Origin of the sequence: Pseudarthrobacter sp. AL07 (assembly GCF_029960665.1) — a bacterium.
Lineage (GTDB): Bacteria > Actinomycetota > Actinomycetes > Actinomycetales > Micrococcaceae > Arthrobacter.
This window is the reverse complement of record NZ_JASBRB010000017.1, coordinates 25,329-40,807: the sequence shown is the minus strand read 5'-3', so window position 1 is coordinate 40,807 and position 15,479 is coordinate 25,329. Positions and strand designations below refer to the sequence as shown.

At 66.9% G+C, this 15,479-nt stretch carries 11 protein-coding genes; 6 read left to right on the top strand and 5 right to left on the bottom strand.

The features are described 5' to 3' along the window. The first annotated feature begins 109 nt into the window (after positions 1-109). Entirely contained in the window at positions 110-4,000 is a 3,891-nt protein-coding gene (locus QK290_RS13260; protein WP_282331134.1) for a Pls/PosA family non-ribosomal peptide synthetase, read from the top strand. Between the two features lie 137 nt (positions 4,001-4,137). After that, positions 4,138-5,430, top strand: coding sequence for a M1 family metallopeptidase (locus tag QK290_RS13255; RefSeq protein ID WP_282331133.1), 1,293 nt, complete (start codon positions 4,138-4,140; stop codon positions 5,428-5,430). Between the two features lie 43 nt (positions 5,431-5,473). Here the strand turns inward: QK290_RS13255 and QK290_RS13250 are convergent, their stop codons facing one another. Genes QK290_RS13250 through pheS form a run of 3 tightly spaced genes read right to left on the bottom strand, consistent with a single transcriptional unit; the run spans position 5,474 to position 9,795 of the window. Then, a complete protein-coding gene (locus QK290_RS13250) occupies positions 5,474-6,175 on the bottom strand; it encodes a 4'-phosphopantetheinyl transferase family protein (RefSeq protein WP_282331113.1) in 702 nt (233 codons plus the stop codon). 12 nt (positions 6,176-6,187) lie between these two features. Then, positions 6,188-8,731 carry a phenylalanine--tRNA ligase subunit beta gene (pheT, locus tag QK290_RS13245; RefSeq protein ID WP_282331112.1) on the bottom strand — a complete coding sequence of 848 codons (2,544 nt, stop codon included), beginning with the start codon at positions 8,729-8,731 and terminating at the stop codon, positions 6,188-6,190. Between the two features lie 2 nt (positions 8,732-8,733). Then, positions 8,734-9,795: a phenylalanine--tRNA ligase subunit alpha gene (gene pheS, locus QK290_RS13240; RefSeq protein ID WP_282331111.1), complete on the bottom strand. Its 1,062-nt coding sequence runs from the start codon at positions 9,793-9,795 to the stop codon at positions 8,734-8,736. A gap of 312 nt (positions 9,796-10,107) precedes the next feature. Here pheS and QK290_RS13235 point away from each other — a divergent pair, with 312 nt between their 5' ends. From QK290_RS13235 to QK290_RS13225, 3 genes are all read left to right on the top strand, one after another. Then, positions 10,108-10,554 carry a hypothetical protein gene (locus QK290_RS13235; RefSeq protein ID WP_282331132.1) on the top strand — a complete coding sequence of 149 codons (447 nt, stop codon included), beginning with the start codon at positions 10,108-10,110 and terminating at the stop codon, positions 10,552-10,554. 1 nt (position 10,555) lies between these two features. Beyond that, positions 10,556-11,212, top strand: a complete 657-nt coding sequence (locus QK290_RS13230; protein ID WP_282331110.1) for an SIMPL domain-containing protein — start codon at positions 10,556-10,558, stop codon at positions 11,210-11,212. Positions 11,213-11,327: 115 nt separating this feature from the next. Beyond that, the gene (locus tag QK290_RS13225) at positions 11,328-12,455 is read left to right on the top strand and encodes an Rv2578c family radical SAM protein (RefSeq protein WP_282331109.1); all 1,128 of its coding nucleotides are present in this window, start codon (positions 11,328-11,330) and stop codon (positions 12,453-12,455) included. A 136-nt stretch (positions 12,456-12,591) separates the two neighbouring features. On the opposite strand, the gene QK290_RS13220 is transcribed toward QK290_RS13225, so the two are convergent. Continuing rightward, the gene (locus QK290_RS13220; protein WP_282331108.1) at positions 12,592-13,044 is read right to left on the bottom strand and encodes a (deoxy)nucleoside triphosphate pyrophosphohydrolase; all 453 of its coding nucleotides are present in this window, start codon (positions 13,042-13,044) and stop codon (positions 12,592-12,594) included. Between the two features lie 67 nt (positions 13,045-13,111). Between QK290_RS13220 and QK290_RS13215 the strand changes: the two genes are divergently transcribed. Then, positions 13,112-14,320: an MFS transporter gene (locus QK290_RS13215; RefSeq protein WP_282331107.1), complete on the top strand. Its 1,209-nt coding sequence runs from the start codon at positions 13,112-13,114 to the stop codon at positions 14,318-14,320. 60 nt (positions 14,321-14,380) lie between these two features. On the opposite strand, the gene QK290_RS13210 is transcribed toward QK290_RS13215, so the two are convergent. Continuing rightward, positions 14,381-15,385 (bottom strand): cation diffusion facilitator family transporter, encoded by a 1,005-nt coding sequence (locus tag QK290_RS13210; RefSeq protein WP_282331106.1) that lies wholly within the window; start codon positions 15,383-15,385, stop codon positions 14,381-14,383. Between the last annotated feature and the right edge of the window lie 94 nt (positions 15,386-15,479).

The window sequence follows — 15,479 nt, the reverse complement described above, 5'->3', positions numbered from 1 at the left end:
GGATCCGTCCGTGAGTGAGCATCAGTCAAACGTCGTGGCATCCCGGCCGGAAGATCTTTACCGCCCCCAGCTGGCCGGTTTGCCCTTGGCCCCTCCCGAGCGGACACTCATGGCCATCCTGGCGGAATCGGCCACCCGCTTCCCGGAGGCATCGGCGCTCGACGACGGCCAACGCTCCCTGAGCTACGCGGACCTGATGGCCGAGGTCCGGGCCAAAGGGCGGGAGCTCCGGGCCGCCGGACTGGGCGCCGGCGACAGGATCGGCGTGCGGATTCCGTCCGGGACCAATGAGCTCTACATCTCGATTCTCGCGATCCTGCACATCGGCGCCGCCTACGTGCCCGTGGACGCCGACGACCCCGAGGAACGTGCACGGCTCGTCTTCAACGAGGCACGCGTGGCCACAGTCCTCACCGGTGGGGCCGCGGTCATTGTCACGGCCTCCCGGCCCAAGGAAGACGGCCGAGTCGCTGAGCACCATTCTGCCGAGCGCCGTGAAGCCGAAAGCCGTGCTGCCGAGCCCGGCGATGACGCCTGGGTGATCTTTACCTCCGGGTCCACCGGCACGCCCAAGGGCGTCGCGGTCCAGCACCGCTCCGCCGCCGCCTTTGTTGACGCCGAAGCCCGGATCTTCCTGCAAGAGGAACCACTCGGCCCGCAAGACAGGGTACTGGCAGGGCTTTCGGTCGCCTTTGATGCCTCGTGCGAGGAAATGTGGCTTGCCTGGCGTCATGGCGCCTGCCTGGTGCCCGCGCCGCGTGCCCTGGTCAGGACGGGAACGGACCTTGGCCCCTGGCTCATCAGCCACGGCATCACCGCAGTGTCCACTGTTCCTACCCTTGCGGCACTCTGGCCCGCAGAGTCCCTGGAGAGTGTCCGGCTCCTGATTTTTGGCGGCGAAGCCTGCCCGCCCGAGCTCGCCGAACGGCTTGCCATCCCGGGCCGGGAAGTATGGAACACCTACGGCCCCACGGAGTCCACGGTCGTGGCCTGCGCTGCTCCCCTGGGTGGTCCCGGTCCGGTCCGGATCGGGCTGCCGCTGGACGGCTGGGACCTGGCCGTGGTGGACCCCGACGGACTGCCCGTCAGCGAAGGGGACATCGGCGAGCTGATCATCGGCGGCGTCGGGCTGGCCCGTTACCTTGACCCGGACAAGGACCGGGAGAAGTACGCACCCATGCCGTCCTTCGGCTGGGACCGCGCCTACCGTTCCGGCGATCTGGTCCGCTACGAAGCCGCCGGCCTGATCTTTATGGGCCGTGCGGACGAACAGGTCAAGCTCGGTGGACGACGGATCGAACTGGGCGAAATTGACGCTGCCCTGCAGGCCCTCCCCCACGTCGCCGGAGCGGCGGCGGCCGTCCAGACAACCGCGGCCGGCAACCAGATCCTGGTGGGATACCTGGCCGCCGCTGATGCGGACCTGGATCTGGTGGCAGCCCGTGAGCTCCTGGCGGCGAGCCTCCCCGCCCCCCTCATTCCGCTGCTGACCGTCGTCGAGTCCATGCCGACGAAAACCAGCGGCAAAGTGGACCGTCATGCCCTGCCCTGGCCGTTGACCGGGAGCGGCGCGGCGGAGGCTGACGCTGCTCCGTTGAACCTGCCGGAAGATGCCGCCTGGATCGCCGAACAGTGGACGGCCGTCCTTGGCAGCCCCGTATCAAGCCTCGACGCCGACTTCTTCGCCTACGGCGGCGGCTCCCTCTCCGCTGCCCGGCTGGTCTCCGCCCTCAGGAGCCGGTACCCGACCATCACGGTCGCCGACATCTACGCCACGCCCAGGATCGGGGCCCTGATTGATGCGGCCCGCCAGACACTTCCCGACGGCGTGCCCGCCGGGCCGGCGCCGTCCAGGACTGTACGCCCCACCGCGTTCAAATCCCAGGTCTTCCAGACGCTGATGGGCATTCCCCTGCACATCCTGGTGGGGATGCGCTGGCTGACCTACCTCATGGCGGCTAATAACGTGCTGGCTGCCTTGGCAGGCTTCAGTGCCGCCCCCACAGTTTCCTGGTGGTGGGTGGCCGCGTCCTGGCTGGTCTTCGTCTCTCCGGCCGGCCGGATGCTGATTTCCGTGGCCGCGGCCCGGATCCTGCTGCGGAAGGTGAAGCCGGGAACGTACCCGCGCTCAGGGCGCGTGCACCTGCGCCTGTGGCTGGCAGAACAAATCCAGGACCTCGCAGGTGCTATCAGCCTCGCCAGCGCACCATGGGTCCCCTACTACGCCCGGGCGCTGGGCGCCAGGATCGGCACCAACGTCCAGCTGCACTCGCTTCCCCCCGTTACCGGATTGCTTTCCCTCGGCAGTGGCTCCAACATTGAGCCTGAAGTGGACCTTTCCGGTTGGTGGATCGACGGGGACATCGTCCATATCGGAGCCGTCCACATCGGGGCAGGAGCCAGCGTAGGGGCGCGCAGCACGCTGATGCCCGGCGCTTCCATCGGCGCCGGAGCCCAGGTGGAACCAGGCTCGGCGGTCCTCGGCAAGGTCAAGGCCGGCCACCACGTTGCCGGGTCCCCGGCCGAACGCCGGGGCAAGGCCAAGCACTCGCTGCCGGACACTCCCGCAGAACATCGGCTGATTGGCCGGCTCTGGTTCGCCGGATTCGCCGCGGCTTCGGCCGTGCTGGCCCTGATCCCCTACGTCTCCGCCGCCGCCGCAGGGCTGGTAACCTTTGGCTTCATCCGGGGCAGCGCTTCGCTCTCCGCCGCCATGCCGCAGATCCTGCTCGCCCTCGCACCCGCGGCCCTTGTGTGGTTCGTCGTCAATCTGCTGCTCATTTTGGTCACCACCCGGCTGCTCGGGATCGGCCTGGCCGAGGGCTACTATCGCGTCCGCAGCCGGATCGGCTGGCAGGTCTGGGCCACGGAACGCGTACTGGACCTGGCCCGCGACCTGCTATTCCCCATCTATGCCAGTCTCTTCACTCCGGTCTGGCTGCGCCTCCTCGGTGCCAGGATCGGCAAGAACGTCGAAGCCTCCACCGTCCTGCTCATCCCCAAGATGACCACCGTGGGCGAGGGCGCCTTCCTGGCCGACGACACCATGGTGGCCTCCTACGAGCTCGACGGCGGGTGGTTGCGGATTGCGCCCGCGAAGATCGGCAAGCGCTCCTTCCTGGGCAACTCCGGCATGACCGCTGCCGGCCGGAACGTCCCCAAGAACTCACTCGTGGCCGTTCTGTCGGCCACCCCGGCCAAGGCCAAAGCAGGGACGTCATGGCTGGGCAGCCCACCCGTGCGGCTCCGGCGTACCGCCATCGCTTCAGATGACACACGTACCTTCCAGCCGCCGCTGCGGCTCAGGTTTGCCCGCTGCCTCTGGGAACTGGGCCGTTTCATTCCCGTGGTGGCCACTGTGGCGATCGCCGCAGGCGTGATGCTTGCCTTTGACTGGCTGGCCGCCGCATACAACTACGGGATTGCCGCAGCCTTGGGCGGGGTCGTGATGCTGCTGGCGGGCGCGATGGCCGCGGGCAGCGCCGTCGTCGCCAAATGGGTCCTCGTGGGACGGATCCGTGCCGGCGAGCACCCGCTCTGGAGCTCCTTCATCTGGCGCAACGAGGTGGTGGACACCTTTATCGAAATGGTCAGCGCCCCCTGGTTCGCGCGTGCAGCCACCGGGACGCCGGCCCTGGTCTGGTGGCTCCGGGCGCTTGGCGCACGGATCGGCCGCGGCACGTGGTGCGAAAGCTACTGGCTCCCTGAAGCTGACCTCGTATCCCTTGGGCGGAACTCCACCGTCAACCGGGGCTGCGTGGTCCAGACGCACCTGTTCCACGACCGCGTCATGAGCCTGGACACTGTTACCCTCGAAGACGGTGCAACCATGGGGCCACATGGTGTCATCCTGCCGCAGGCCAGCATCGGAGCCGGCGGAACCGTTGGACCGGCGTCACTGGTGATGAGGGGTGAATCGGTTCCAGCCGCGACCTACTGGATGGGCAACCCGGTGAGCCCCTGGAGCGGACCCGCAGCGTCCGCTCCAAAGCCACGGTAGCCCCCGCACCAGGTGTCCTGCCGCCCTACGCCGATCGGAAAGACCGTCTTATGAGTTCCCCCGTACCGAGCCCGACGGCCGCGAATACCGGCCCCGCCCGCACATCGGAGCAGGATGCTTCGGCACCTGATCCCTACATGCCGGGCCATGGCACGAACGCGTACAGGGTCAGCCGCTACGAACTGGACCTTGACTACAAGCTCAGCAGCAACCGCCTGAGCGGGCGGGCGGTCCTCAACGCCGTCACCCGGTATGCGACGGCGGCCGTGGTCCTGGACCTGACCGGGCTCCGGGCCACGAAGATCCAGCTCAGCGGGCGCCGGGTAAAGAAATTCAGCCAGCGCGCGGGACAACTGGTCATTGTGCCCGAAGCAGCACTGCAGGCGGGCGAGGAATTTACCCTGGACATCCGCTATGAAGGCAACCCTGCCCCCCGCCGCGGGTTCTGGGGCGAGGTGGGCTGGGAGGAACTCACCGATGGCGTCCTGGTGGCTGGCCAGCCGAACGGCGCCGCCTCCTGGTTCCCCTGCAACGACCACGCCGGCGACAAGGCCAGCTACAAAATCAGTGTGACCACCGACGCCAATTACCGGGCCGTGTGCAACGGGACGCTGATCTCCCACACCAGCAGGGCCAGCCGCGGGACCTGGGTCTACGAGCAGGCGGAGCCCATGGCCACCTACCTTGCCACGGTCCAGATTGGCCGGTATGAGTTCCTCGCCCTGACTCCCTTCCCCGTGGACGGCCAGGTTCCGCAGTTCGCCGCCGTCCCGGCGCTGTTGGTCGATGCCGCCCGTGAGGGCCTGGCGAGGCAGCCGGAAATGATGCGCACCTTTGCCAGCTGCTTCGGGCCCTACCCGTTTCCGGAATATTCCGTGGTGGTGACCGAAGACGAGCTGGAAATACCGCTTGAAGCGCAGACGCTGTCCATTCTGGGCCGGAACCACCTGACGCAGGAGTGGGAATCCCAGCGGCTCATCGCCCACGAGCTCGCGCACCAGTGGTTCGGGAACTCTCTCACGGCCTCATCCTGGGCGGACATCTGGCTCCACGAAGGCTTCGCCTGCTACGCGGAGTGGATCTGGTCCGAGGAAGCGGGCGTCCTGCCCATTGCGGACCGGGCCGCCGCAGCCTGGCGGAAGCTGGCCGCCGGCAGCCAGGACATCATCGTGGGCGACCCCGGGCCGGAGCTGATGTTTGATGACCGCGTCTACAAGCGCGGAGCCCTGGCCCTGCATGCCCTGCGGATCCGGTGCGGCGACCTGGCATTTTTTGCCCTCTTGCACGACTGGACGGATACCCACCGTCACGGTTCGGTGTCCACGGCGGCCTTTATCCTCGCCGCGGACCGGGCAACCGGACTGGACACCGAGGCGCTGCTGCACCCGTGGCTGCTCGAGGCCGCCCTTCCGCCGCTGCCGGTGCGCTGACCAGCAAGTGCGGTGACGGGCAAGTGCGCTGACAACAACGTCGCTAGCTGCCGGTGCGCGAAACCGCGACGGCGGCGCGAAAGTTGAGCGGGAGGCCGGCTTCTCCGGCGGCCAGGTCCCGGATTTCCGGGCGGGACAAAACATCAAGCGTTTCCGGGTCCGTAACGAGGCCGTCGCCCGTCATCTTGAGCCAGGCTTCCTTGCGCGCCCAGAGCCGTGCCCGCTCCCGCAGCAGCTGAGGCCCGGCCAGCCCGGCGAGGGCCGCGCGCTCGGCGGCGGTAAGGGCCACGCCGTCGAACCCGTCAAAGGCCATCCCGGACGGGTCCGCCAGGTCCACGCCAATGCGGACTCCGACCGCCGGATCCGTCACGGCGCCCAACAGGATCCACCCGGAACTCCGGGACAGGCTCAGCGCGAGCGGCACCGGCTCTCCCCTGAGCGTATAACCCGGCCTGCCGTGCGATAGCTCGGGGCCGGAGCCGCACCGGGGGCAGCTGAAGTGAGTGGTGAGGTCCGACGCCGGGACGTCCAGCAGTTCTGCTGCGAACCTTCGCAGGGCACGCCGGCCAGCGACAAAAACGGCCCGCGGGCCGGGTGCCAGGGCAGCTGCTCGGGCCAGCTCGGCGGGCCCCAGCACTACTGACTGGTGGCCCGCCGTCGGGTCCTGCCCTTCGGATACGCCGGGAGGGCAGGAACGCAGGACCGGCACTGGCGCCACCGGCCCCGCCCCCACCAGCCCTGCCATCCGGATCCGCGTTTAGCGCTGGACGGCGCCGAAGCGCTCTGCAGCCAGGGCAACAGCGCTTTCGCGCGCAGCCGAGGCCTCATCGGCCGTCAGCGTCCGGTCCGTGGCCCGGAATCGCAGGCCGAAGGCGAGCGATTTCTTGCCTTCTTCAATACCCTTGCCGGCGTAGACGTCGAACAGCGCCACGTCCTCCAGCAGCTCGCCGGCGCCTTCGCGGAGCGCCTCGAGGACCTGGTCCGCGGGAATCTCCTGCGGCACCACCAGGGCAACGTCCTGGGTGGCCACCGGGAACGTGGAGATGTGGCGGGCCACAATCACATCCGCGGCTGCCTCGAACAACGCATCGGCGTTGAATTCCAGCGCCACCGACCGGGCAGGCATGTCATGCGCGGCCAGGAGCTTCGGGTGCAGCTCGCCTGCGTACCCCACCACCTCACCGGTCCGCAGCGAGAGCTGCGCGGCCCGGCCGGGGTGGAACGCCTGGTGCGCACCCTGGCTGACCACGATCTCCACGCCCAGGACGTCCCCGGCAAGCCGGGCAATATCCAGCGCGTCGGACCAGTCCCACAAGCGCGGCGTGTGGTTCGCGGCAGCGGGTGAGTCGTGGCCGGTGAGGACAGCGGCGACGTACAGCGGCTGGTCCGGAACGCCGTCGTACAGTGCATCCAGCACCTCGTCGGAAGGCTTGACGCCCAGCGGCGGGATGGACGGTGTACCTACAGTCCCGCTCGGCAGGAACACCAGGCCGGACTCGAAGAGCGCCAGGTCGCGGAAGCCGCGGGAGTGGTTTCGCTTGGCCACCTCGATGAGCCCGGGGAGGATGGACGTGCGCAGGAAGCCGTGTTCCTCGCTGATGGGATTCGCCAGCTTGACGGCGCTCCGGGCAGCACCCTGCTCGGCGACGCCGAAGGTGTCGTTGGCGGCTTTGGAGACGAACGGGTAGGCCAGGACTTCGGTCAGCCCGGCGTCAGCCAGTGCCTGGATGAGCCGGCGGCGCTGCTGCTGCACGCGGGTCAGGCCACGTCCCGGAGGGGCCACCGGAAGGGTGGCGGGGATGTTCTCGTAGCCCACCAGCCGCGCGATTTCCTCGGAGAGGTCCTCTTTGGTTTCAAGGTCGTTGCGCCAGCTCGGGGCGCTCACGGTCCAGCCGCCGTCGGATTCTTCAACCACGGCACCCAGGTCCACCAGCGCGGTGGTAATCTGCTCCTCGGTGAAATCGATGCCGATCCGCTGGGCGGCGAAGCCTGCCGGCAGCGCGATGGTTACGGCGTCCGGCGCGGTCCCGACGTCGGTCCCCGCCTGGTCGGCAATCCCATCGGCGAGCTCCACCAGGAGGTCAACAACACGCTGGGCGGCGATGTCCGCCACGTGCCAGTCGACGCCGCGCTCGAAGCGCTTGGACGCCTCGGACGGCAGCTTGTGCCGGCGGCGGGACCGGCCAATGGACACCTCATCGAAGTGTGCCGCCTCCACCAGGACGTTCGACGTCGAATCGCTCACCTCCGTGGCGGCACCGCCCATCACGCCGGCAATGCCGATCGCGCCGGAACCGTCGGTGATGAGGAGGTCTTCGACGTCGAGCGCGCGCTCCTTGGCGTCCAGGGTGGTGATTTTCTCCCCCGGCACGGCGCGCCGGACCACGATGTCTCCGGACAGTTTGTCCAGGTCATAGCAGTGCGTGGGCTGGCCGAGCTCGAGCATCACGTAGTTGGAGATGTCCACCGGCAGGGAGATGGAGCGGATCCCGGCGAGCCGCAGCCGCGAGGTCATCCACGCGGGCGTCGGCCTGGTGGCGTCGACGCCGCGGACGGTGCGGGCCACAAAACGGTCACAGCCGGTCTTACCGTAGATGGGCGCGTCGTCGTTGAGCTTGACGCCGTAGCCGCCGGAAAGCTCCGCCGGGGCCAGGACCTCTGAAGCCGGGTCCGTGAAGGAGGTTCCGGTGGCGTGGGCGTACTCACGGGCCACACCACGGATGGAGAACGCGTAGCCGCGGTCCGGGGTCACGTTGATCTCGGCAGCCTGGTCATAGAGGCCCAGCAGTTCCATGGCGTCGGTACCGATTTCCGGATCAAGCCCGATGCGGGACAGCACCAGGATGCCGTCGTGGTCTTCGCCGATGCCCAGCTCACGGACGGAGGCGATCATGCCGGCGGAGAGGTGGCCGTACGTCTTCCGGGCGGAAATGCGGAAGTCGCCGGGCAGGACCGCTCCGGGCAGGGTGACCACTACTTTGTCGCCCTCAACGAAGTTGTGGGCGCCGCAGATGATCCCCTGCACGCCGGACGGGTCGATGCCTTCGCCGGTGAGGGCCTGTTCCTGGCCTTCGGGGACAACCCGGACCTGGCACCAGTTGATGGTTTTGCCGTTGGTCTGGGGTTCCTTGACGATGCTCAGGACCTGGCCCACCACAACCGGACCCTGCAGGGTGTCCGTGGGACGGTGGACGGCCTCTTCTTCAAACCCGACCTTGACCAGTTCGGCCATCACGTCTTCGGCCGTTGCTCCGGCCGGTACTGCTGCGAATTCACGCAGCCAGGAAAGTGGGATACGCACTGTTAGATCTCCATCCCGAAGTGCTCGCTGAAACGTACGTCGCCTTCGATCATGTCGCGCATGTCGCCGACTTCATTGCGGAACATGAGCGCGCGCTCGATACCCATGCCAAATGCGAAACCGGAGTAGATGTCCGGGTCAATGCCTGCGGCCCGGAGGACATTGGGGTTGACCATGCCGCAGCCGCCCCATTCGATCCAGCGAGGGCCGCCCTTGGCGCCCGGGTGCCAGATGTCCAGTTCCGCGGACGGCTCGGTGAAGGGGAAGTAATTCGGGCGCAGCCGGACGGAGGCTTCATCACCGAACATCTGCCGGGTGAAGTGCTCCAGCGTGCCCAGGAGGTCGGCCATGCTCAGGTTCTTGTCGATGGCCAGGCCCTCGAACTGGTGGAACACCGGGGTGTGGGTGGCGTCCAGTTCATCGGTGCGGAACACCTTGCCGGGGCACAGCACGTAGATCGGCAGTTCGCGTTCCAGCATGGAACGGACCTGCACCGGTGAGGTGTGCGTACGCATCACCAGGTGGGCCTCGGGCGGCTCCACGAAGAAGGTGTCCTGCATTTCGCGGGCCGGGTGGTCCGGCTTGAAGTTCAGGGCGTCGAAGTTGAACCACTCGGATTCCACTTCGGGGCCTTCGGCGATTTCCCAGCCCATGCCAACAAAGATGTCCGCCACGCGGTCCTGAAGCGTCGAGAGCGGGTGCCGGGCTCCTGCCCGACGACGGCGGGGTGCGGCAGTGACGTCCACTGTCTCTACCAGCAGGATCCGGGCGTCGTTTTGTGCTTCCAGCTCGGCGGTGCGGTCCGCGAGCGCCTTGTTGACCCGGCCGCGGGAGGAACCCATGAGCTTGCCGGCTACGGCTTTCTGGTCTTTCGGCAGTCCGCCGATCTCCCGGTTGGCCAGGCTGAGCGGCGATTTCTCGCCGGTGTGGGCCAGCCTCACCGCCTTGAGTTCGTCAAGGGAGCCGGCGCCGGCAATGGCGGCGATGGCCTGGTCTACAGCGGCAGTAATGGCGGCTTCATCCGTAGGGTTCGGGATGGCGGCGCCCGGCAAAGTTTCAGTCATCTACTGTTCTTAGCTACGAGTCGGGGCTGCCCGTTAGGGGTGCAGCCGCACACGGTTTCCCGGCAGCGCATCCGTCACTGGCAGGTCATTCCGTGAATCCATGCGTGATGAATGCACTCGATGACCAGGTCAGGGCACACCGGTCAAAACCGGCGGCCACTATCCTCCAGTCTAAGTGAAGGCTCCGGCTACCATGGCCTCATGACACAAGGGCAGGGCCGGGCAGCCGCGCAACTGTTGACGGCAGGGCAGTTGAGGGCTGGGCCGTGGAGCGCTGGGCCGCTCGCGGCGGGGCACGTCGCGGCAGGGCACGTGACGGCAGGGCAGCGGGTACGGCAGCTTGCCAACCTGGCCAACGGCACCACCCTGCTGGGCCTGGCCGTTGCCGCAGCGGCGGGAACCGCCGTTAGCCAAGGCCCTCGAGGGCTGCTCATCGCGTCCGGTTACCGGTGGCGCCTTCCCTATGCCGGGGCCTTTACCCTTGGCAACGTGGTTATCTGCAGGATCCGGGCTGAAGGTCTGACCTCCAATCCGGCTCTCCTGGGTCATGAGGAAAAGCACTGCAGCCAGTACGCCTGCTGCCTGGGACTGCCCTTTCTTCCGCTGTATTTCCTGGCTGCAGGCTGGTCGCTGCTCCGGACGGGCGATCCGGCTTCGGAGAATTTCTTCGAACGGCAGGCCGGCCTGGCGGCCGGCGGCTACGTTGACAGCAGGACAACAAGGCCGGCGCCCCTTGGGGCCGGCGGAATCGAGGTCTGACATGACGGGCGAACCCAACACCTGGACCAACAACAGGACCATCACCGTGACCGGAACGGGGACAGCGGAGGCGCGACCGGACCTGCTGACCATTTCCGTGGGCGTCGAATGCCGGCGGGACAGCGTGGGCACCGCCTATGCGGACGCGGGAACCGCGTCTGCGGCTGTATCCGGTGCGCTCCGCCGGCACGGCGTGGCTGATGCGGACATCCGGACGTCCGGGCTGAACGTCCGGCCGGAGTTCGTCTGGCGCGACGGCGGCGGCCAGCAGGTGACCGGCTATGTGGCCTCCAGCGGGCTTACCGTACGCCTGCGGCAGGTGAGCGCGGCGTCCGGCGTTATTGCCGCTGCAGTAGACGCCGGCGGCGATGACGTACGCCTGAACGGACTGGAGCTTGGCTTCTTGGATGAGTCAGCCGTCGCCTCCCTTGCCCGGGAAGCTGCCTGGCAAGATGCCGTTTCCCGGGCCGAACAGTTTGCATCGCTGGCGTCCGCGCGGCTCGGAGCGGTGAATTCCATTGCCGAGCACCCCGATACAGCCGGACCGGTTCCGGTGGCCCGGATCCAGCGCGCCGCCGCCAGCGAAGCCATCAGCGTGGAAGCAGGCCACGCCAGCATTAGCACGAGTGTCACCGTGGTCTGGCAACTGCAGGCCTGACAGTTTCCAAAGCCCGTACCGAGCCCGGCGCTGAACCCGGCACTGCGCCCGGCGCGCGGACTTCCCAAGTGTCCGGTCCTTGACTTAAGTTCGAACATATCTTCGAATAGAGGGCATGAGATGGGATGCACAAGCACTGATGCCCCGGCCCGCCGATGACCTCGGAAGTGGCCCGTCACCTGCCCTGCTCCCCCTTACCGGGTTGGTCCGTTCTGTCACCACCCCCGAGTTCGCCGGCATCACCTTTCATGAGGTCACCGCCAAATCGGTGCTCAACAAGGTGGTGGCCGGGTCGCGGATGCCGTTTGAGTGGACCGTCAACCCGTACCGCGGCTGCAGCCACGCCTGTGTTTATTGTTTTGCGCGCAAGAGCCACACGTACCTGGACTTTGACGCCGGGCTGGATTTTGACAGCCAGGTGGTGGTGAAGGTAAATGCCGCCGAGGTCCTCCGGAAGGAGCTGGCCAAGCCATCCTGGAACCGCCACCAGGTGGCCCTTGGCACCAACACGGATCCCTACCAGCGGGCCGAGGGCCGCTACCAGCTGATGCCGGGAATCATCACCGCTTTGGCTGACTCAGGCACGCCGTTGTCCATCCTCACGAAGGGGACGTTGCTCGCCCGGGACATTCCGCTGCTGAAGCGGGCTGCCGCCCAGGTGCCGGTGGGTGTGGGCATTTCCCTGGCCATGACGGATGAGGCACTCTCCGAAGCCGTGGAACCAGGCACACCAGGGCCGCGGGCGCGGCTCAAGCTGGTCTCCCGCTTGCGCGATGCCGGGCTCCCCTGCGGTGTCATGGCGATGCCCATCCTGCCGTGGCTCTCCGACAGCGACGAAGCGCTTGATGCCCTGTTCGGCTCCCTGGCCGCCGCAGGAGCGACGGGCGTCACCGCCGGCGCTCTTTACCTGAAGCCTGGTACCCGGGAATGGTTTATGCAGTGGATTGCCGGGAACCACACGGAACTGGCCGGCCGCTACCGGAGGCTCTACGGCACAGGCTCCTATGCTTCCAAGGAATACCGCACGTGGCTCGCCGCAAAAGTCCACTACTTCAAGCAGCGGCACGGATTCACCAGCGGCCACGGTTTCAGCCACCGTGACCTCGAGGACGATCCTCGCGGCGAGGAAGCCCAGTATCCCGCCGGGAGTATCCCGTCCATCCCCGCCGGCACACAGGAACGGCCAGCTGGGGAATCCCAGCCGGCCGCCGCCGGGCCGCGTCAGCAGCCCACCCTGTTCTAGGGGCAGTTTCCTAGCCGGCCGGGATGACCAGGCTCCTGTACTTCTCTGCAGGAAGTCCTTCATGTCCTGGGAGGTCGGGATTTTGCAGGGCTGCTGGAGCCGGGGTGCTTAATGTGGTGTCCGGACGTCCTGGAATTCAGCGCCTGGCTCTTGAACCCACCGGCGTGCCCAAAGATTCAAGAAGTGCCCGGACAATCGGGAAGTCGGCCGGGATCCACGGAAGACTGAGAGCTTCATCACGGTTCGTGGTGCTGATCCACGTCAGCAGGTCGTGGTCTTCGAGCGGCTGGGGATCACCGCTGGAAATCTCCGCCAACCACACCCGCATGCTGGCCCGCTCATTCAGCCGCCAGCCAGCCGCCGTCCCGGCGCGGAGTTCCGGCCCCAAGCGGACGTCTACGCCCAGCTCCTCCCTGAGTTCCCGGTGCAACGCGGCCTCACATTCCTCCCCGGCGTCGACCTTGCCGCCGGGGAACTCCCAGAGCCCGGCGAGCTGCTCGGGAGCAGTCCGCCGGGCCACCAGTATGCGGGTGGGCTCCATCAACGAGTCCACTATTGCTCCACCGACTACCTGTATCAGTCCACTCACTGCCCCAGTCTATGAGGGAGAATGGTTTGCGGGCACTCCCCCAACATCCCCTTTGAAAAGCAGGCACATGAGCAGCGTCGTCCGAACCTCCACCGCGTCCAAGGCGAAGACTCCGCACGTCGGCGCAGCGATCTTTGCGCTGGCCATGGGAGGCGTCGGAATAGGCGTCACGGAGTTCACCATGATGGGCCTGCTCAAAGAAGTGGAACAAGGACTCAGTATCAGCACCCCGGAGGCGGGGCACCTCATCTCCGCTTATGCCCTCGGAGTGGTAGTGGGCGCGCCCTTGCTGGCCGCAGTCGGAGCCAAACTGCCGCGCAAACACCTCGCGCTCGGCCTTATGCTGTTCTTCACCCTCGCCAACCTGACATCTTATCTTGCTCCCGATTACGGCAGCATGTTGGTGGCCCGGTTTGCGGCCGGACTTCCGCACGGCGCATTCTTCGGTGTCGCAGCCGTGATCGCCGCTTCCCTGGTATCCCCCACCCGCCGCGGTTGGGCCATCTCCATGGTGATGGCAGGCTTGTCCGTTTCAAACGTTATCGGCGTACCGGCGGCCACCTGGGTGGGCCAGTCCTTCGGCTGGCGGTTGCTGTTCCTTCTGGTAGGAGGAATCGGCTTGCTGACGCTGGTACTGCTGTGGCGCTATGTTCCGTACCAGGCACCCCATCCTGACGCGAGCATCCGCCGCGAACTAGGTGCGCTCAAGCGGCTTCAGGTGTGGCTGGCCATTCTGATCGGCATCGTGGGATTTGGCGGCTTCTTCGCGACCTACACCTACATTGCCCACACCATGACCCTGGTGGCCGGGATTCCGGCGTCGTTGCTGCCCATTGTGGTCGCACTGTACGGACTGGGCATGGTGGCGGGAACTGTCATCGGCGGCAGGCTTGCGGACAAGTCGGTGATGGGCACGCTGTACTGGGTCCTGCCCGGCATCGCCGTCGCCCTGGTGGCTTACGCGGTCGCTGTGCACTGGCCCTGGTCAGCCCTCGTGATGGTCTTTGTGGTGGGGGCGTCCGGCTCCATGCTGATCCCTGCCCTGCAGACCCGCCTGTTGGATGCCTCGCCGGACGCACCTTCCCTCGCTTCCTCGCTCAACCATGCAGCGCTCAACGTTGCCAATGCCTTGGGCGCTTTCCTGGGCGGCGTAGTGATCGCCTGGGGCTGGGGCTTCGTGGCGCCTGCGCTCGTGGGGGCCGTGTTGGCCGTCCTTGGCTTTGGCATCGCTGTGGCCAGCGGGCTCCTGGAACGCAAGAAGTCACTGGCCGCCTGATCCGGGGGAACGGGCGGGCAGCGGCTTCACCGCGGCATGCTGTGCGCTAAGGCAGTAACGTCAGGCCGGCGGGTCCTGGGCCCCGGCTTCGGCTGAAGCGTGGACCGGGCCTGAAACGTGCCCTGCACCGGATATCTCGTCCGTGCGGCCGGCTTCCCGGTGCAGATCCGGTTCGAGGTAGATCACCCGGGCAATCGGAACGGCCGTACGGATTCGGGACTCGGCACCATCAATCGCAGCGGCGATGTCCCGGCCGGAATCGGCGGCGCCTACGGAGATCTTGGCCGCCACCAGCAGCTCCTCCGGTCCGAGGTGAAGGGTCTTAAGGTGGATGATGCGGTTGTGCCCCTCCGCCTCGATGGCCTCGCTGATGCGGGCCACATCAGCCCGGGTGGCGGACTCGCCCAGCAGCAAGGACTTGGTTTCGATAGCCAGGACAACCGCGATGGCCACGAGCAACAGGCCGATCATGCCGGTACCCGCGGCGTCCCAGATCCCGTTGCCGGTGACGAGGGTCACGCTCACACCCACGAGCGCGAACACAAGGCCAAGAAGCGCCCCGAGGTCTTCCAGCAGGATGACCGGCAGCTCCGGCTGCTTGGCCGTGCGCACAAAGCTCACCCAGCCCTGCTTGCCGCGGACGTGGTTGGATTCGATGATGGCGGTCCGGAACGAGAAGGACTCAGCAACAATGGCACCGATCAGCACCGCCAGAGGAACCCACCAGAAGTCCCCTTCGATGGCGTGTGGGTTCTGCAGCTTCTCCCACGCTTCGAACAGCGCGAAAAGCCCGCCCACGCTGAAGAGCACGATTGAGACGATAAAGGCGTAAATGTAGCGTTCCCGGCCATACCCGAACGGGTGCTCTGGGCTGGCAGCCTTCCTGGCGCGCTTGCCGCCGATCAGGAGCAGCAGTTGGTTGCCCGAGTCGGCCACGGAGTGGATGGCTTCGGCCAGCATTGACGAGGATGCCGTCAGAAAAAAGGCCACGAATTTCAGGACGGCGATGGTCAGGTTTGCGGCTAGGGCCGCGACGATCGCCTTGGTACCGCCATTTGCAGCCACGGAGGCTTCTCCTCATCACAGGTTTCAGAACCAAGCAGGGAAAATCGCGGCGCCGCAGTCGGCTCCGCCCCCGAACACCGTACCTTTTCGGGTA